Genomic DNA, 18,909 nt, shown 5'->3' on the forward strand with positions numbered 1-18,909 from the left:
ACTCCACTGGGAATGCGCCCGGGAAAAGGAACTGCTCAGCCTCGCCGCGCTTACATTTTGAAGCGCGCACCGATGAGGAAGGTGCGGCCGAAGTGATTATTCTCGTAGTTCCGGTTCGCGTAGACCAGCATGGTCGCCGGACGGTTGTAGAAAGCTGGTCGTCATCGCAGCACGCTGGCCAGCCTTCCGAGGTTAACGAACTCGCCGAGGCTCCCGGCCGGGATGCCGGACACCGCAGTCGGCCCGAACAACGCATCTGGCGAGCAGGTGAGCGTCCCCGGCACGATGCCGCGCTGCTCGTCGACGGCCGCAAGCGGATCGACGACATAACCGATTGAGCGCGATACGTGCGTTGCGAACCGTCAGTCGCCGGCGGTGAACCGCGGCGGGATCGGCACCTCGGGCGATCGTCTCGTGGCGCGTGCGCGGCCCGACCGGCGGTTCGCCCGTGCGTCGCGCAGTGTCGTGTTGGTTGTCAGTCCGTCCGTCGGCACCTTGGGAATCGCGACGCGCTGCGACAGGTAGATGCCGCTGTGACCCGAACAGAGATACGCGACGAAACACCCGACCGCGATCGGCACCGCATAGGTCGCGCCGAACAGTTCGATCCCCATCAGGGTGCAGGCGAGCGGGGTATTGGCCGCGCCTGCGAATACCGCCACGAACCCGATCGCGGCGAATACACCGGTCGGCACGCCGAACACCGGCGCCAGCGCGTTGCCAAGCGCCGCACCGATGAAGAACAGCGGCGTCACCTCGCCGCCCTTGAAGCCGGCGCTCAGGGTGACGACGGTGAAGAGCAGCTTCAGCGCCCAACTCCACGCATGGACGTCGGGCCCGAAGAAGCTGGCGATGGTGAGACCGCCCGGCGACGCCGCGAGCGTCCCCAGCCCCAGGTAATCGCGGGTGCCGAACACGAAGACCAGCGCGATGATCGCCAGCCCCCCGATCACGGGACGCAACGGGCCGTAGGGCACGATTTGTTTCAGCCATCCGCCGAGCGCGTGGTTGGCCTCGGCGAAGGCGAGCCCGACCAGGCCGAACGCCACCCCTGCCGCGCCAGCCTTGGCGACCAGCAGCGCATCGACCGGCACGATGGCATCGATCCGGTAGACCCCGTGATGGATGCCCCATGCCAGGCACGTCCAGTCGCCGACCAACGCCGCGACCAGGCACGGCACCAGCGCGCGATACTCGATGCGCCCGATCGCCAGCACCTCCAGCGCGAAGACCGCGCCGGCGATCGGCGTGCCGAACACGGCACCGAACCCCGCGGCGATTCCCGTCATCAACAGGATACGCGTGCCGTCGGTATCGAGCCGCAACGCGCGACCGAAGCCGCTCGCGAGGCTGCCGCCCAGCTGGACCGCCGTACCTTCGCGCCCTGCCGAACCGCCGAGCAGGTGCGTCACGACGGTGCCGAAAAGGATCAGCGGCGCCATCCGCAAGGGCACGCCGCCGCCCGGCTCATGGATCTGCTCGACGATCAGGTTGTTGCCGCCCTCCACCGAACGCCCGGTCAGATGGTAGAGCAGCCCGACCCCGAAACCGCCGAGCGGCAGGAGATAGAGCAGCCACGGCCAGGCGAAACGGAGCCGCGTCGCAGCATCGAGGGCCCAGAGGAAGCCCGCGCATAGCGTGCCCACGACGGCCGCCATCGGTACGAGGATCAGCCCCCATTTCGCGACGGACACGGCGTGATCGCCGCGCATCCGCACGAACGCGGCGACGTTCAGGTCGGTGACGAGATTGGAAAAAGAAGCGCGCACAATCCCTCCTTGCTGCCTCGCGGCGCCAAGTAGGAATCATCGTCCCTTGCCAGGGCAGTTCGGTCCGAAGACCCGGCAGAAATCCATTGCCGTGTTGCAACATATGAAAGCCGGACGGCCTTTCGTCAACGGCCTTCGCATTGGGTGGCGAGAGGCTTTGGCGGCATCGGACGATCTCCGGCTCGCCATTCCCGGCTCGCCATTCGTTGTGGTGCCGCATAGGATAGAGGGATGCGGATCGCGATCATCGACACGAGTACCACGCGGGCGGCGATCATCTCGGACGGCCTGCGCGAGGCGGGGCTCGACGATATCGTGGTGATCGACGGCACTTTGGGGATGGTCGCCGCGCTGGAGAAGGCGGCGCCGGAAGTAGTGCTGATCAACCTCGAGAACCCCAGTCGCGACGTGCTTGAGGAGTTCTTCGCGGTGTCGCGCGCGCTGGCCCGGCCGATCGCGATGTTCGTCGATCAGAGCGATGCGGAGTCTACCGCCGCGGCGGTCGATGCGGGAGTGTCGGCGTATATCGTCGATGGGTTGGCCAAACAGCGGATCAAGCCGGTGATCGACCTCGCGATCCGCCGGTTCCAGGCGTTCGCGCGGTTGCAGGCCGAGTTGCATGAAGCACGCAGTGCGCTGGCCGACCGCACCACGGTCGACCGGGCCAAGGCGATCCTGATGAAACGCCGCGGGATCGACGAGCCGACCGCGTACGGCCTGCTGCGCGCGCAGGCGATGCGCTCCAACCGCCGGATCGCCGAGATTGCGGACGCGATCATCACCAGCGATGCGCTCATGGGAGATTTGTGATGGCGCTAGACCGGGTCCGCATCGGTTTCCTGCCGCTGGTCGATGCCGCGCTGCCGATCCTGGCGCGCGAACGCGGGTTTGCCGAGGCCGAGGGGCTGGAGATCGAACTGGTCCGCGACATGACCTGGGCGACGGTGCGCGACCGGCTGCTGTACGGCCATACCGACGCCGCGCACATGGTCGCGCCGCTGGCGATCGCGACGGCGCTGGGGCGCGGACGGCCGGCGGTGCCGATGGCGGTACCGTTCGTGCTGGGGCTGAACGGCAATGCGATCACGCTGTCGCTGCCGCTCGCGGCGCAGGTGATGGATGGCGATGCGCTCGGCGATCCCGTCCTGCTTGGCGCGCGGTTGAAAGCGGTCGCGGTCGAGCGTCTCGCGGCGGGCCGGCGGCTGCGGTTTGGCGTGGTCCACCGGTATTCGAGCCATAATTACATGCTGCGCTACTGGCTGGCGCAGGTGGGCATCCGGCCCGACACCGATGTCGAGATCGTCACGACCAGCCCGACCTTCGCCGCCGATGCGCTGGCGGCGGGCGAAGTCGACGGGATCTGCGTCGGGGAGCCCTGGAACGGAGTGGCGGTCGATCGCGGGGTCGGGCGGATCGCGCTGGTGACCGCTCAGGTCTGGCGGCGGGGCGTCGAGAAGGTGCTGGCGATGCGCGAGGCGACGTTGGTCGAGCGCGGCGACGTGGTTCACCGGCTGATCCGCGCGCTCCACGCCGCCGCTGCGCAGTTCGTCGATCCGGATACGCTCGAGGCGAATGCCGCGATCCTCGCCCGCGCGGACTATCTCGATGCGCCGGTCGGTGCGGTGTCGCGGGCGATCGGCGACCGGGTGCGGCTGGTGCGGGATGCCGTGCCGATCCACGTGCCGGACTTCATGTTCCAGTACCGCGAGGCGGCGAACTTCCCGTGGCGGAGCCAGGCGGCGTGGCTGTATTCGCAGATGGTCCGGTGGGACGGCACGCCGTTCTCCGCCGCCGAGGCGGACGTCGCGCAAGGCGTGTTCCGTCCGGATGTGTACCGTGCGGCTCTGGCGGGTTCCGACGCGCCGTTGCCCAATGCGAGTTCGAAGCTGGAGGGGGCAATCGGGGCGGACGGCATCGGCGCGGGATCGACGCAGGGGCGGTTGATCCTGGGGCGGGATGCGTTCTTCGATCGGCGGGCGTTCGATCCGGAGGATATCGAAGGGTATCTGGCGGGGTTGCCGTGAACCTTGGCTTCTCCCCTCCCTGGAAGAGAGGGGTTGGGGGTGGGTTGGTCGGCTTGAGCCACCGCGGTTCGGACATGCGGAAGCCGACCCACCCCCTGCCCCTCCCTTCCAGGGAGGGGAGTTTTAGCGGTCGGTCGCCCTTAACACCCCAAATCTGCTGCATCTGCGAAATGGCGCTTGCGCGATACGGCCACTTCGGTCATCTTCGCATCGTCTGGCAAGGGAGTCGGACACGAAATCATCGCGAGACCGGTTCCAACGATGGGGCCTGACCGCGTAGGGCGATCCACCGATCGTCCATAGGCAACGAAGCCGCCCTGATACGTCCGCAAGGTCGTCGTCTGGGCGGCTTTTTCTTTGTCCGTCGCAGATGGGGGAAATCATGCTGTTCGCATCACCGGGAATCGACGCCACCGCACCGAAAGCCACGCGGATCGACCTGTTCAGCGTCGCCACGCCGCAGATGCGCGCGTTTCATGTCACGTGGCTGGCGTTCTTCGTGTGCTTCTTCGCGTGGTTCGCCGCCGCGCCGTTGATGCCGCTGATCAAGGCCGAGTTCGGGCTGAACAAGGATCAGATCGCCAACATCAACATCGCTGCGGTTGCGGTGACGATCCTGGTGCGGCTGGTGGTCGGGCCGCTCTGCGACCGGTTCGGTCCACGCCGCACCTACACGTGGCTGCTGCTGCTCGGTGCGGTCCCGGTGTTCGGGCTGGCGTTTGCGCAGACGTACGAGACGTTCCTGTTCTTCCGCCTCGCGATCGGGGCGATCGGCGCGTCGTTCGTCATCACGCAATATCATACCAGCGTGATGTTCGCGCCCAACGTCGTCGGCACCGCCAACGCGACCGTCGGCGGCTGGGGCAATGCCGGCGGCGGCGCGGCGCAGAGCCTGATGCCGCTGGTCGTCGCGGCGCTGATCGGACTCGGCGTCGAGCACGCCTTCGGCTGGCGCGCGGCGATGTTCGTGCCGGGCATCGCTATGGTCGCGATGGCGTTGGTCTACGCGCGCTACACGCAGGACACGCCGCAGGGCGACATCGTCGACCTCCGCGCGGCGGGGATCGAACTCGACGGCGGCAAGGCGACGGGCATGGCGATCTTCCGCCGTGCCGCCGCCAATTACCGGACCTGGATGCTCGCGGCCACGTATGGCGCGTGCTTCGGCGTCGAGATCTTCATCCACAACATCGCGGCGAGCTATTACGTCGACCGGTTCGGGCTTTCGCTGACCAATGCGGGGCTGGCGGCGGGGATCTTCGGTGGGCTGGCGCTATTCGCCCGTGCGCTCGGCGGGATCGCAAGCGACCGGATCGCGCTCGTGAAAGGGCTCGATGGCCGCGCGCTGCTGTTGTTCGTGCTGATGCTCGGCGAGGGTATCGGGCTGGTGCTGTTCGGCAATGCCGGCAGCGTCACGCTCGCGATCCTGGCGATGACGATGTTCGGGCTGTTCACGCACATGGCGTGCGGCGCGACCTATGCGCTGGTGCCGTTCATCGACCGCAAGGCGCTGGGCGGGGTCGCCGGACTGATCGGCGCAGGCGGCAATATCGGCGCGGTCGCGGCGGGATTCCTGAACAAGGCGTCGGCCACCCCGCAGCAATGCCTCGTGGTGCTTGGCTACATCGTCGCGGGCACGGCGGTCTGCGCGTTGGCGGTGCGGTTCTCGGCGACGCACAAATCGGACGAGCGTGCGCTGCTCGATGCGGCGCTCGACGCACGGCGCACCAGCGACCGCTCCGTGAACGGCGCGCTCCCCGCGTGACCCCCCTTCCCCGGCTCCAACGCGACTGGACGATCTGATGGACCACCAAACCCCCTCCCCCGACACCCCCTTTTCCAAGGCGCGCGAGCATCTCGTCGTGATCGGCAACGGCATGGCCGGCTGTCGCGCGGTCGAGGAACTGATCGCGCGCGATCCGACCCGGTACCGCGTGACGATCTTCGGCGCCGAGCCGCACGTGAACTACAACCGCATCATGCTGTCGCCGGTGCTGGCGGGCGAGAAGACGTTCGAGCAGATCGTCATCAACGATCACGCCTGGTACGCGACCAACACGATCGAACTGGTCACGAGCGATCCGGTGCAGGCGATCGACCGCGCCGCGAAGACGGTCACCGCGCGGTCGGGTCTGACCGTGTCCTACGACAGGTTGCTGATCGCGACCGGCTCCGATCCGTTCATCATCCCCGTCCCCGGCAAGGACCTGCCCGGCGTCATCTCGTTCCGCGACATGGCCGACGTCGATCATATGCTGGCGGCTGCTGGCAAGGGCGGCGCGGCGGTGGTGATCGGCGGCGGGCTGCTCGGGCTGGAGGCGGCGCACGGGCTCACGCTGCGCGGCATGAAGGTCACGGTGATCCACCTGATGCCGACGCTGATGGAGCGGCAGCTCGACGAGGCGGCAGGCTGGTTGCTGAAGTCGGCGCTGGAGGCCCGCGGGCAGGTGATCCTCACCGAAGCCAACACGGCGGAGATCGTCGGCGATACCCATGTCGAGGGCGTGATGCTCAAGGACGGCACGCTGATCCCTGCCAGCTTGGTCGTCATGGCGGTTGGCATTCGCCCCTCCGTCGCCCTCGCGCGCGACGCCGGGCTGGAGATCGGCCGCGGGATCAAGGTCGACGATCATATGGTCACCAGCGACCCGTCGATCCTGGCGGTCGGCGAATGCGTCGAGCATGACGGAAACGTCTACGGCCTCGTCGCGCCGCTGTGGGACATGTGCCGCGCGCTCGCCGACGGGCTGGTCGGCCAGCACAGCGGCTACCGCGGATCGGTGACCTCGACCAAGCTGAAGGTCGCCGGGCTCGACGTGTTCTCGGCGGGCGATTTTTCGGGTGGTGCAGGCGCAGAGGACATCGTCCTGCGCGATGCGTCGCGCGGCATCTACAAGCGCGTGGTGGTCAAGGACGACCGGATCGTCGGCGCGGTGCTGTACGGCGACACGACCGATGGCGGCTGGTATTTCGACCTGCTCAGGCGCGGCGAGGACATCTCGCCGATCCGCGACATGCTGATCTTCGGCCAGTCCTTCGCCTCGGGAGGGGCGCAGGCGGACCCTAAGGCGGCCGTTGCGGCGCTCTCCGACGATGCGGAGATCTGCGGCTGCAACGGCGTCAGCAAGGGCAAGGTCGTGGCGTGCATCGGCGCGGGCAACACGACGCTCGACGCGGTCCGCGCGACCTGCAAGGCGTCCGCATCGTGCGGGTCGTGCACGGGTCTCGTCGAGACGTTGCTCGCAGTCACATTGGGCGACGAGTATTCGGGCGAACGGGCGGTGAAGACGGTGTGCAAATGCACCAGCTTCGGCCACGACGACGTCCGCCGCGAGATCGTCGCGCAGGGCATGCGATCGATCCCCGAAGTCATGCAGAAGATGAGCTGGTCGACGCCCGACGGGTGCTCGTCGTGCCGCCCGGCGCTCAATTACTACCTGCTGTGCGCGCTGCCGGGCGATTACAAGGACGACCAGCAGAGCCGGTTCGTCAACGAACGGCTGCACGCCAACATCCAGAAGGACGGCACCTATTCGGTCGTACCGCGGATGTGGGGCGGGCTCACCAACCCGCGCGAGCTCCGCGCGATCGCCGACGTCGTCGAGAAATACGATGCGCCGATGGTCAAGGTGACGGGCGGACAGCGGCTCGACATCTTCGGGATCAAGAAGGAGGATCTGCCCGCGGTCTGGGCGGATCTGAACGCCGCCGGGATGGTCAGCGGGCATGCGTACGGCAAGTCGCTGCGGACGGTGAAGACGTGCGTCGGGTCGGACTGGTGCCGGTTCGGGACCCAGGATTCGACCGGGCTCGGCGTGAAGGTCGAGCGGATGACGTGGGGATCGTGGATGCCGCACAAGTTCAAGATCGCGGTCAGCGGCTGCCCCCGGAATTGCGCGGAAGCGACGATCAAGGATTTCGGTGTGGTCTGCGTCGACAGCGGCTACGAGCTGTCGGTCGGCGGCAATGGCGGGATCAAGGTCCGCGCGACCGACTTCCTGTGCAAGGTCGCGACCGAGGCGGAGGCGATGCACTATTGCGCCGCGTTCATCCAGTTGTACCGCGAGGAAGCGCGCTATCTGGAGCGGACCGCGCCGTGGATCGAGCGGATCGGCGTGGAATACATTCGCGAACGGATCGCCGACGATGCGGAAGGTCGTGATGCGCTGGCGGCGCGGTTCCTGTTCTCGCAGCAGTTCACGCAGGACGATCCGTGGGCGGCACGCGCGGCGGGGGAGCATCGCGAGCAGCATGCGCCGATGGCGCGGTTTACGCCTCTGGACGCAACGCCCATCGCTCTAGGGAGGGAAATGGCATGATCGGCGAATGGCTCGATATCGGCTGGGTCGACGAGATCCCGGTGCGCGGCAGCCGCACGGTACAGGTCACCGGCGGTGACGACATCGCGGTGTTCCGCACCGGTGACGGCAAGGTGTTCGCGCTCGCCGATCGCTGTCCGCACAAGGGCGGGCGACTGTCGCAGGGGATCGTGCACGGCGGCGCGGTGGCGTGCCCGCTACACAATTGGCGGATCGCGCTGGATACGGGCGACGCGCTGGGCGAGGACAAGGGGTGTACGCCGGTGATCCCGGTGAAGGTGAGCGGTGGGCGGGTTTTGCTGTGTCGGACGTCGACCATGAAAGCGGCGGCGTGATCCTCCCCGGCACGGGGAGGGGGACCGCCGCAGGCGGTGGAGGGGGGCCTCCACAAAGGGAGACGCCTGCGGAAGCCCCCCTCCACCATCCTTCGGATGGTCCCCCTCCCCGTGCCGGGGAGGATATCCGCACGACCTGCGCGTATTGCGGTGTCGGCTGCGGTATCCTCGCGACCGCGACCGGCGAGCGGTTCGTCACGATCAAGGGCGACCCCGACCACCCCGCCAACACCGGCAAGCTCTGTTCGAAGGGCACGCATCTCGGCGAGACGATCGGGCTCGAAGGCCGCCTGCTCACCCCGATGATCGGCCAGCGCCGCGCATCCTGGGACAAGGCGCTCGACCTCGTCGCCAAGCGCTTCCGCGACACGATCGCGCAGCACGGCCCCAACAGCGTCGCCTTCTACGTCTCCGGGCAACTGCTCACCGAGGACTATTACGTCGCCAACAAGCTGATGAAGGGCTTCATCGGATCGGCCAACATCGACACCAATTCGCGGCTCTGCATGGCGAGCGCGGTCGCGGGGCACACTCGCGCGTTCGGCGAGGATATCGTGCCTGCGAGCTACGAAGATCTCGATGCCGCCGACCTGATCGTGCTGGTCGGATCGAACACCGCCTGGTGCCACCCGGTCGTCTATCAGCGCATCCGCGCGCGCTGCGATGCCGGCGCGAAGCTGGTCGTGATCGACCCGCGCCGTACCGAGACCGCGGACGAGGCCGACCTCCACCTCGCGATCCGACCCGGCACCGACGTCGCGTTGATGAACGGGTTGTTGGCGTGGTGCCGCGACGCAGGCGTGGTCGATCACGCCTATCTCGCCGCGCATGTCGCGACGCCCGACGATTTCTGGGACCAGCTTGGCGAGGGCAGCGACCTGTGGTCGGTGGCGCGCATCTGCGATGTGCCGCCGCAGGATCTCAGGCGCTTCTACGAGCTGTTCGCCGCGACGCCGAAGACCGTGACCATGTTCAGCCAGGGCGTGAACCAGTCGCTGTCGGGCACCGATCAGGTCAATGCGATCACCAACCTCCACCTCGCCACCGGGCGGATCGGCAAGCCCGGTGCCGCGCCCTTCTCGATCACCGGCCAGCCCAATGCGATGGGCGGGCGCGAGGTCGGCGGGCTGGCGTCCGCCCTCGCCGCGCACATGGATTTCGCGCCCGAGAACGTGGCGCGTGTCGGCCGGTTCTGGGCCGCGCCGAACATGGCGACCAAGCCGGGGCTGAAGGCGGTCGACCTGTTCCGCGAACTCGGCAACGGCCGGATCAAGGCGCTGTGGGTGATGGCGACCAACCCCGCGGTGTCGATGCCCGACGCGGGGCGCGTGCGCGAGGCGCTGGCGGCGTGCCCGTTCGTCGTCGTGTCCGACGTGATCGAGAACACCGACACCTCGGTCCACGCGCATGTCCGCCTGCCTGCCGCGGCGTGGGGCGAGAAGGACGGCACCGTCACCAATTCGGACCGCACGATCAGCCGCCAGCGCGCTTTCATGGCCGCCCCCGGCGAGGCGAAACCCGATTGGTGGATCGTCACGCAGGTCGCGCGGCGGATGGGGTGGAAGACGGCGTTCCCCTATGATCGCCCGGCCGAGATCTGGCGCGAGCATTGCCGGTTGTCGGTGTACGAAAACGACGGCACGCGGCTGTTCGCGCTTCCCGGGCATGCCGCCAAGGGCAATGCCGAGTATGACGCGATGACGCCGTTCCGCTGGGGTGGGACGCCGTTCGCGGATGGGCGGTTCTCGACGCCCGACGGCCGCGCGCGGCTGGTACCGGTCGTGCAGAAGCCGGTCGCCGCGCCGCTCGTAAAATGGCCGATGACGCTCAACACCGGACGCTACCGCGACCAGTGGCACACCATGACCCGCACCGGCCTGTCGCCGAAGCTCGCGCGGCACCGCGAGGAACCGCTGGTCGAGATCCACCCCGATGATGCCGAACGGCTTGGGATCGTCGATGGCGGCTTGGCCCGCGTGACGACGCCGCAGGGCGACAGCGTGTTCCGCGCGAGCGTCGTCAAGACGCAGCGGGTGGGCGAGCTGTTCGTGCCGATCCACTGGACCGACCGCACCGCGACCGGTGGTCGCGCCGGCCTGCTGCCCCGCCCGCTCGCCGATCCCATCTCGGGCCAGCCCGGCTTCAAGTCGACCCCCGTGCGGATCGAACCGGTGGCGACCGAGTGGCGCGGCTTCGTCGTCCTCAGCGGCGAACTAGCGAACCGCCCTGATTGCCTGTGGGCAACGCGCGTCGCGGTGCCGGGCGGAACCGCATGGGAGATGGCGGGAAATGGCGACGCCGCCGCGCTCGACGCGCTGCTCCCCAAGGGACAGCGGATCGAGGCGATCGACTCCGCGCGCGGCAGCCGCCGGATCGCGATCCTCGATGCCGGCAGGCTCGCCGCCGTCCTGTTCGTCACGCGCGACGGCACGCTGCCGCCCCGCGACTGGCTCGTCGCGCAGCTAAGCGAAGCGGTCGCCGCGCCCACCCTGCTCGCCGGCCGAGCGCCCGGCGTGCAAATCGACCGCGGGCCGATCGTCTGCGCGTGCTTCGACGTCGGGTTGAAGACGATCCTGACCGCCATCGCCGACCAGCATCTCGCCGACGTCCCCGCGATCGGGGCGGCCTTGAAAGCCGGCACCAATTGCGGATCGTGCCGCCCTGCTCTCGCCAAACTCCTCGTCACGCAAGGATCAGCCTATGTCGCATGATTTCCCGCCCGGTTCGGTCTGGCTGGTCGGTGCCGGCCCCGGCGATCCCGACCTTCTCACGCGCAAGGCCGAACGCCTGCTCGCGGCGGCCGAGATCGTCTTCTACGACGCGCTGGTCGGCGCGGGCGTCCTCGCACTGATCCCCGAGGCCACCGAAACCGTGAGCGTCGGCAAGCGATCGGGGCGGCACTCGAAGGATCAGGTCTCGATCAACGTGCTGATCGCCACCGCCGCCAAGGCCGGCAAGCGCGTCGTCCGCCTCAAGGGTGGCGACCCATCGATCTTCGGCCGCTCGACCGAAGAGCTCGAGCACCTCGCCGCCCACGGCATCACGGTACGGATCTGCCCCGGCATCACCGCCGCGAGCGCCGCCGCAGCCTCTGGTGGGGCCTCGCTGACGCTACGAGGCCTCGCCCGGAAACTCACCTTCGTCACCGCACACGCCCGCGCGGGCGAAGCGCTCGATCTCGACTGGACCGCGCTCGCGGCGCCCGACGCGACACTCGCGGTCTATATGGGCCGCGCCGCCGCGGCCGAAGTCGCGCGCAACCTGATCGCGGCAGGCCGCGCGCCCGAGACGCCGGTGATGGTCGCGGTCAACGTATCGCTGCCGACCGAGCGCATCCTGCGGGGCCGACTGTCGGCGCTCGCGTTCCTCGTCGAGACGATCAGCGACCATGATCCCTCGCTGTTGCTGATCGGCGAGGCGATCGCCGCATCATCCGTCGGCGAAAATGGAACGAACCGCGCAGAACGGCCGCAACTGGCCACGTCATCGTAACGACACATCAGCCACGGCCCGGCATTCGCCTACCTTCCCCCGCCAACCGGGCCGCCAGAAAGTCCACGAAAACGCGAACGCGCGCGGGTATGTTGCTGCCACCGACGAACACCGCGTGGATCTGCTCGACGTCGCCCGGATTGAAATCCTCCAAGAGCGCGACAAGCCGCCCCGCAGCGATATCGTCGACGACGCTGAAGGACCCGACGCGCGCCACCCCGACGCCTGCCGCGGCAAGCTGGCCAAGCGTCTCGCCGTTGTTCGCCTCGATATTGCCCTTCACAGACAATGCGATGGCCTCCCCGTCGCGGCGGAACGGCCAGACTGGTTCGACCCGGCGGAAGTTGAAGTTGAGGCAGTTGTGCCGATGCAGGTCTTCGGGCTCGACCGGCATACCGCACCGCGCCAGATACTCTGGCGCGGCGACTATCACCCGCCGGCTCTCACCTAGCTTGCGCGCGGTAAGCAGGCTGTCGGCGAGCGGACCGAACCGGATCGCTACATCCGCCTGTCCGCCCGCGACGTCGGCGATCGTGTCGGTCAGCGCAAAGTCGATCAGGATGTGCGGATACAGTCGTGCGAATTCGCCGAGCAACGGGACGACGCACAACCGACCATGCGACAACGCCGCGCTGATCCGTAACCGGCCGCGGGGCGCGCCCTGATCGGCGATCTGCTGCTCGGCATCGTCGAGGTCGGCGAGGATCCGCCGCGCGGTCTGCAGATAGACTTGGCCCTCCACGGTCGGCGTGAGCGCGCGGGTCGAGCGCAGCAACAGCCGCACGCCTAGCCGCGCCTCGATCCGGTCGATCGACCGCGCGACCGCCGACGGGGTCAGCCCGAGCGCACGCCCGGCGCCTGAAAAGCTGCCCTCGCGCATGACCGCCGCAAAGATCTCCAACGCCCGCGCCCGATCCGCGCCCATGACCATCTTTGCGTCCACGTCATAAATCCTTCGCCGACGCAGACACTAATGCGACGCAGGTGAAGCGTCCATCTATGCTTCGACGTAGCGATTGGGGATAGGCACATGGAATACCGGCAACTCGGATCATCGGGGTTACGCGTGCCCGTGCTCAGCTTCGGCACCGCGACCTTCGGCGGCACCGGACCGCTTTTCGGCGCGTGGGGGCGCAGCGACGAAACCGAAGCGCGGCGCCTTGTGGACGTCTGCCTGGAGGCGGGCGTGACGCTGTTCGACACCGCCGACGTCTATTCGAACGGCGCGTCGGAGTCGGTGCTGGGCGCGGCGATCAAGGGCCGCCGCGACGACGTGCTGATCTCGACCAAGACCGGCTTGCCGATGGGCGACGGGCCACAGGATTGGGGCACATCGCGCGCGCGCCTGATCCGCGCGGTCGAGGCATCGCTGCGGCGGCTCGGCACCGATCATGTCGACATCCTCCAGCTTCACGCGTTCGATGCGTCGACCCCCACGGAGGAACTGATGGGCACGCTCGACACGCTGATCGCGACGGGCAAGGTGCGCTATGCGGGCGTGTCCAACTATCCCGGCTGGCAGGTGATGAAGGCGCAGGGCATCGCCGACCGCAACGGCTGGCCACGGCTCGTCACGCACCAGGTCTATTATTCGCTGATCGGCCGCGCGTACGAAGCCGACCTGATGCCGCTCGGTGCCGACCAGGGCGTCGGCGCGCTAGTGTGGAGCCCGCTCGGCTGGGGCCGGCTGACGGGCAGGATCGGGCGCAACCGTCCGGTCCCCGAGGGTAGCCGCCTCCACGATACCGAGCAGTTCGCCCCGCCGGTGGAGGCCGAGCATCTCTACCGGGTGATCGACGCCCTCGAGGCGGTTGCGGAAGAAACGGGCAGGACCGTCCCGCAGGTCGCGATCAACTGGCTGTTGCGCCGGCCCACCGTCGCGTCGGTGATCGTCGGCGCGCGCAACGAGGCGCAACTGCGCGACAATCTCGGCGCGGTCGGCTGGGCCTTGTCGCCCGGCCAGATCGCCATACTCGATGCGGCCAGCGACGTCCTGCCGCCCTACCCGCACACGCCATACCGCCAGCAGGAGGGTTTCGCCCGCCTGAACCCGGCACTCGTTTGAGGATCGACATGATGAAGCCCAACCCCGGCCTGCTGGCCCTGGCCGTCGGTGCGTTCGGCATCGGCGTGACCGAATTCGCGCCGATGGGCCTGTTGCCCGTTATCGCCGGCGATCTCGGCGTGTCGATCCCGACCGCCGGGCTGCTGATCAGCGCCTATGCGCTCGGCGTAGTGATCGGCGCGCCGTTGATGACGCTGACGACCGGGCGCGTGCCCCGGCGGACGCTGCTGATCGCGCTCGCCGGCATCTTCACCATAGGCAACCTGCTGGCGGCGGTATCGACCGGCTACGGCATGCTGATGGCGGCGCGGATCCTGACCTCGTTCAACCATGGCGCGTTCTTCGGCGTCGGCTCGATCGTCGCGGCCAGCCTCGTGCCCGCCGAGCGTCGCGCGGGCGCGGTCGCGGCGATGTTCATGGGGCTGACGATCGCCAACGTCGTCGGCGTGCCGCTCGCGACCTGGGCGGGCGAGCATCTCGGCTGGCGCGCATCGTTCTGGGGCGTGTCCGCGCTGGGCGTCGCGACGATGGCGGCGTTGCGCCTGACGCTCCCCGCCTTGCCCGCGCCCACCGGCAGCGATGCGATGGCGGAATTGCGCGTGCTCACCCGTGGCCCGGTGCTCGGCGCACTCGGCCTGACCGTCATCGGTGCGAGCGCGATGTTCACCGTCTTCACCTACATCACGCCGATCCTGCGCGAGGTGACGCATGCCTCGCTCGGTTATGTCACGGCGATGCTGGTGACGTACGGATTGGGGCTTACCGTCGGCAACTGGCTGGGCGGACGCTTCGCCGATCGCTCGGTCGATCGAACCCTGATCGTGACGCTTGCCGCGCTGACGATCATCCTCGTCGCCTTCGCCCTGCTGATGCCGTTCCGGGCGCCGACCGCTATCCTCATCTTCCTCTGGGGTATCGCCAGTTTCGCGCTGGTCCCGCCGCTCCAGATCCGCGTCATGCACGCCGCCGCCGACGCCCCCAATCTCGCCTCCGCCATGAACATCGCGGCGTTCAACCTGGGCAACGCGATCGGCGCGGCGGTCGGCGGCGGCGTGATCGCGGCGGGGCTGGGGTATCCGGCGGTCGCGCTGGCCGGCGCGGTAGCCTCGGCGCTGGGGCTGGTGGCGGTGATCGTCAGCGTCCGGCGTGGGTCGGCCACCGACCGGGTGTTGGCGACGGCCGACGCCGTTTCGTAAGGTGCGACCCGATCTTGACGCGACGCGAAATCGGATGGGCGCTCGAAATAGGATTTGTGAACTGGTCCGCCGCTGGATTCGCGGTAGAGCGCAGGCGACATGACGGCCCGGCATACGCGATCCTCGTCCCGAAAGAACGGCCGCCGGCGTAAGGCCAGGCCGTCGTCCGAGCATTGGCTTTTGATCCTGGGAACCGCCGTCATGGTCGCGGTGGGTTGCGGCCTGCTTACCAGACTGCCGGCGCCGTTTGCCGGGTCCGCCTCACCGCCCCACCGCCCCCTGACGATGGCGGAGGCCCGTGTATCGAATGCGGCGGTGCCGATCGTCGCCGATGCCGGCGCGCCCGCCAAACCCTTCCGGTTTCGCGGCGGAGTCGCATCGCGCGAACAGGCGACCGAATGCCTTGCGACCGCCGCGCTCTACGAGGCCGGCGGCGATCGCGAGGGGCAGCGCGCGGTGATCCAGGTCATCCTCAACCGGGTCCGCGCGCGGGGCTTCCCGAAGACCGTCTGCGGTGTCGTGTATCAGGGATCGGGACGGATCACCGGCTGCCAGTTCTCCTTCACCTGCGACGGATCGCTGACCCGCCGCCCCGAACATGACGGATGGACGCAGGCCCGGCGCGCGGCGCGGCGCGCACTCGACGGTCATGTCTACGCCCCGGTCGGCATAGCGACGCACTACCATACCGACTGGATGGTCCCCTATTGGCGCCCCTCGCTCGACAAGGTCGCGCAGGTGAAGTCGCATATCTTCTATCGCAGGCGCACGCGGTCCTGACCGGTGCGCCGTGCGACCGAACGCCGATCCGCTATTTTACGGCCAGCGCCGCCGCGATCTCGGCGGACTTGGCTTGGCGCAGTACGCCACAATGGCGCATGCTTTCCAAGGTTCGATCATAGGTCAGCACGCCGACATCGGCCTTGCGGATGAGGGCGCCGACCTTTGCGTCGATCCGATCGGCCTGGTCGGCGCCACACTGCGTGCCGAGCGCCTGAGGCAGGCGGCTGGTCAGGAAGATACCGGTGCCGCCGGCGAGAAGCGTCTCGTAATTGGCCAGGATCCAGTCGGTGCCGAGGTCGCGCGTGTCGGCGTTGCCGACGATGCCGAAGATCAGCGCGATTTTGTCGTAGCTGCGCATCCGCTTGTCATCGAGCCCGAGAAGATAGGTGGCGGCCTCGGCGCGCCCGCTGGACGCCGCCGCACCGATTGCGTTCTGGCGGAAGGTCGGATCCTCGCTCGACAGCGCCTTGTCGATCAGCGTCTTCACCACCGGCAAGCCGCCCTCCTGCGCCACCACGGTCAGCGCGCTGCCGATGAAACCGGGATCGAGCGCCGTCGCATCGCCGGCGAGATATTTCTCACCCGCGACCTTCAGCGTGTTGCGGACGGCGGTGTCGCGCGCTTCGTCGGCGACGAGATCGACCAGGTCGTGGCGCAGGCTTTGACGGTCGGGGTCGTCCTTCGCGTGGGCGCCGGCGGCGGGATCGAAACCGAGTGCGGCGAGGCGCGGCGTGTAGATCGACGCGAGCAACGCGCGATAGCCCGGCAGCGATGCCTGGGTGATCAGGCCGCGCGCGCGCAGCCCGGCGATCCGCCGGCCACCGTCGATGCTCGCGGTCGCGTCGGGGTTCGCGGCGACCGCGCGGGCTTCGGCAAACAGCCAGGCCGCCGGTGCCTTGCCGGCGCGGAACGCCGCCCACAGGCTGTCGGTGGTGGCGAGCGCCTCGCCCGGCGATAGCGTCCCCGACGCCGCGATCAACGACTGCCAGTCGGCGGGCGCGAGGTCGAAGCGGTAATAGCCCGCACCGCCGACATTGGGCATGATCACGCCCGAGGCGGGCGCGGCGATCGTCGTCGCGGGCTTGTCGAGCAGCGCGCACTGCTTCGCCGCGCCGACCCGGACGCAGAACGGGATCGTCCAGCTCAGCGGCGGCGGCGACGAGCCCAGGAATGCATAGCGCGACTGGGTGGCGACGAGGCCATTGCCCTGCCGCCGCACGTCGACGACCGGCACGCCCTGCTGGTCGACGAACGACTTCAGCGCGGCGAGCACGCGCGGATCCTTGGCGGCATCGGAGATCGACTCGAAGAATTGTTCGGACGTCGCGTTGCCGTAGGCGTGGCGCTTGAGGTGGAGGCGGACACCTTCCTTGAACTTCTCGTCGCCGAGATACGCGGCGATCATCGCCACGACCTGGCCGCCCTTGCCATAGGTGATGTTGTCGAACGCGGAATCGATCTGGCCGTTTTCGGTGATCGGCTGGTGGATCGGACGGCCGACCTCCAGCGCATCGGTGTTCATCGTGCCGAAGCCCTCGGCCAGCGCGCCGACGCCGATGTTGAGTTCGGGCCGCCATTCGTTGCCGATCCGGTAGCCCATCCAGTTGGCGAAGCTCTCGTTCAGCCAGATGTCGTCCCACCAGGCCGGCGTCACGAGATCGCCGAACCACTGGTGCGACAGTTCGTGCGCGACGATCATCCCGAACGACTGTTTTTCGCGGGTGGTCGCTCCCGGCGCGAGGTAGATGATGCCGTCGCCATACGTGTCGGCGCCGGCATTCTCCATCGCGCCGGCCATGATCGGCGTGCCGATCTGGTCGAGCTTGGGAAAGGGGAACGGCTCCCCGAAGTATTTCTCGAGCAGCAAGACGATGCGCGGCGTTTCGGCCATCACATAGCCCATCTTGTCCTTCTGCGCCGTGGTGGCGACCGCGCCGTACGGCATCGGCGTCGGCCGCTCTGGCGTCGGCGGGATCATCCCGGTCTGATGGACGAACGGACCGGTGTCGAACGCGACGAGATAGGTCGGCAGCGGCTTGGTCGGGGCGAACTGGTGCTTCTCCATCCCGCCCGCGACCTTGGTGACGGCCAGCTGCGGCGCGTTGCTGACCGCGACCATCCCGGGGTGCGTCGTGACCGAGACGGTGAACGGGGTCTTGAAGCCCGGCTCGTCGAAGCTCGGGAACGCGGCGCGGGCGTCGATGCTTTCGAACTGCGTCCAGCTATACCAGGCGTCGCCGACCTTGACGTGGAACACGCCCGACGCGCTGTCGCCGAAGCTACCGGTGTAATCGAACGCCAGCGTCGCCGCGCCCGCCGGCAGCGTCTGCGCGAAGTCCAGCCGCGCGGTCCCGCTCTGGTCGACCTGCGTGAACACCGCCGGCGTCGCCTTCCCGCCGACCATGGCGACCGCCTTCGCGATCTTCAGGTCGCGGCCGTGGATGTAGAGAGATTTCGTCGGCGCCTTCAGCGTGACGTCGATCTCGTCATGCCCGGAAAAGCTGTCCTTTTCCGGCAGGATCGTGAAATCGAGACGATACGCCTTGGGAACCGCGGCGTCGGAAAGCCTCCCCTTCGGCGCGTTCGCATCCGGGGTGATCGCCGCCTTGGTCGGTGCACCCTGTTGCGATGGCCCCTGTGCCGGCGCCGGTGCCGGTGCCGGGCTCGCCTGCGCGGTCGTGGACAGCAGCAGGGCGGTGAAACCGATGACGAAGGAGGTGCGCATTAAAATTCCCGACTAAGGTGTAGTAGAGATGTAAGTCAGCAGGATGGCGGCGGCAAGCGCTTTGACTGGCGGCGCCATAACGCAACCTGCGTAGAGCCCCCCGCAAAGCAACGCCGGTAGCCGTCCCCCGCAGCGACTGAGGACGGCTACCGGGTGCGGAATCGGCATGGCGGATCACGCCAAGCCGATTGCACGCCCGTC

The 18,909-nt window shown here is 68.2% G+C and carries 14 protein-coding genes and 1 riboswitch; of the genes, 11 read left to right on the forward strand and 3 right to left on the reverse strand.

Features of this window, described 5'->3' with window-relative positions; genetic code table 11:
• Positions 1-92 precede the first annotated feature (92 nt).
• Positions 93-338, forward strand: a complete 246-nt coding sequence (locus NLI89_RS09670; RefSeq protein WP_254686857.1) for a hypothetical protein — start codon at positions 93-95, stop codon at positions 336-338.
• 24 nt (positions 339-362) lie between these two features.
• On the opposite strand, the gene NLI89_RS09675 is transcribed toward NLI89_RS09670, so the two are convergent.
• Complete coding sequence (locus NLI89_RS09675) at positions 363-1,769, reverse strand: voltage-gated chloride channel family protein (protein ID WP_254686858.1); 1,407 nt, start codon at positions 1,767-1,769, stop codon at positions 363-365.
• A 23-nt stretch (positions 1,770-1,792) separates the two neighbouring features.
• Positions 1,793-1,869, reverse strand: a riboswitch (Fluoride riboswitch).
• 131 nt (positions 1,870-2,000) lie between these two features.
• Between NLI89_RS09675 and NLI89_RS09680 the strand changes: the two genes are divergently transcribed.
• From NLI89_RS09680 to cobA, 7 genes are all read left to right on the forward strand, one after another.
• Positions 2,001-2,579: an ANTAR domain-containing response regulator gene (locus NLI89_RS09680; protein ID WP_060525221.1), complete on the forward strand. Its 579-nt coding sequence runs from the start codon at positions 2,001-2,003 to the stop codon at positions 2,577-2,579.
• The gene (locus tag NLI89_RS09685) at positions 2,579-3,793 is read left to right on the forward strand and encodes a CmpA/NrtA family ABC transporter substrate-binding protein (protein ID WP_254686859.1); all 1,215 of its coding nucleotides are present in this window, start codon (positions 2,579-2,581) and stop codon (positions 3,791-3,793) included. The genes NLI89_RS09680 and NLI89_RS09685 overlap by 1 nt, the downstream gene beginning before the upstream one ends.
• Before the next feature lie 382 nt (positions 3,794-4,175).
• Entirely contained in the window at positions 4,176-5,558 is a 1,383-nt protein-coding gene (locus NLI89_RS09690; RefSeq protein ID WP_254686860.1) for an MFS transporter, read from the forward strand.
• Positions 5,559-5,595: 37 nt separating this feature from the next.
• The gene (nirB, locus tag NLI89_RS09695; RefSeq protein ID WP_254686861.1) at positions 5,596-8,112 is read left to right on the forward strand and encodes a nitrite reductase large subunit NirB; all 2,517 of its coding nucleotides are present in this window, start codon (positions 5,596-5,598) and stop codon (positions 8,110-8,112) included.
• Positions 8,109-8,447 (forward strand): nitrite reductase small subunit NirD, encoded by a 339-nt coding sequence (gene nirD / locus NLI89_RS09700; RefSeq protein ID WP_254686862.1) that lies wholly within the window; start codon positions 8,109-8,111, stop codon positions 8,445-8,447. The genes nirB and nirD overlap by 4 nt, the downstream gene beginning before the upstream one ends.
• Positions 8,448-8,572: 125 nt before the next feature.
• Complete coding sequence (locus NLI89_RS09705; protein ID WP_254686882.1) at positions 8,573-11,158, forward strand: molybdopterin-dependent oxidoreductase; 2,586 nt, start codon at positions 8,573-8,575, stop codon at positions 11,156-11,158.
• Positions 11,148-11,939 carry a uroporphyrinogen-III C-methyltransferase gene (gene cobA / locus NLI89_RS09710; protein WP_254686863.1) on the forward strand — a complete coding sequence of 264 codons (792 nt, stop codon included), beginning with the start codon at positions 11,148-11,150 and terminating at the stop codon, positions 11,937-11,939. Before NLI89_RS09705 ends, cobA begins: the two co-directional genes overlap by 11 nt.
• 7 nt (positions 11,940-11,946) lie before the next feature.
• Here the strand turns inward: cobA and NLI89_RS09715 are convergent, their stop codons facing one another.
• On the reverse strand, positions 11,947-12,870 hold the full coding sequence (locus NLI89_RS09715; protein ID WP_302675703.1) for a LysR family transcriptional regulator: 924 nt from the start codon (positions 12,868-12,870) through the stop codon (positions 11,947-11,949).
• Positions 12,871-12,969: 99 nt separating this feature from the next.
• On the opposite strand from NLI89_RS09715, the gene NLI89_RS09720 reads away from it, so the two are divergent.
• The 3 genes from NLI89_RS09720 (at position 12,970) to NLI89_RS09730 (ending at position 15,980) form a co-directional block, all read left to right on the forward strand.
• Positions 12,970-14,004: an aldo/keto reductase gene (locus NLI89_RS09720; protein WP_254686865.1), complete on the forward strand. Its 1,035-nt coding sequence runs from the start codon at positions 12,970-12,972 to the stop codon at positions 14,002-14,004.
• A gap of 11 nt (positions 14,005-14,015) precedes the next feature.
• Positions 14,016-15,200 (forward strand): MFS transporter, encoded by a 1,185-nt coding sequence (locus tag NLI89_RS09725; protein WP_254686883.1) that lies wholly within the window; start codon positions 14,016-14,018, stop codon positions 15,198-15,200.
• Positions 15,201-15,485: 285 nt separating this feature from the next.
• Entirely contained in the window at positions 15,486-15,980 is a 495-nt protein-coding gene (locus NLI89_RS09730) for a cell wall hydrolase (protein WP_254686866.1), read from the forward strand.
• Between the two features lie 31 nt (positions 15,981-16,011).
• Here the strand turns inward: NLI89_RS09730 and NLI89_RS09735 are convergent, their stop codons facing one another.
• Entirely contained in the window at positions 16,012-18,708 is a 2,697-nt protein-coding gene (locus NLI89_RS09735) for a M1 family metallopeptidase (protein ID WP_254686867.1), read from the reverse strand.
• Between the last annotated feature and the right edge of the window lie 201 nt (positions 18,709-18,909).

The organism is Sphingomonas faeni (genome assembly GCF_024273235.1).
In the GTDB taxonomy this organism is placed as follows: Bacteria; Pseudomonadota; Alphaproteobacteria; order Sphingomonadales; family Sphingomonadaceae; genus Sphingomonas; species Sphingomonas faeni_A.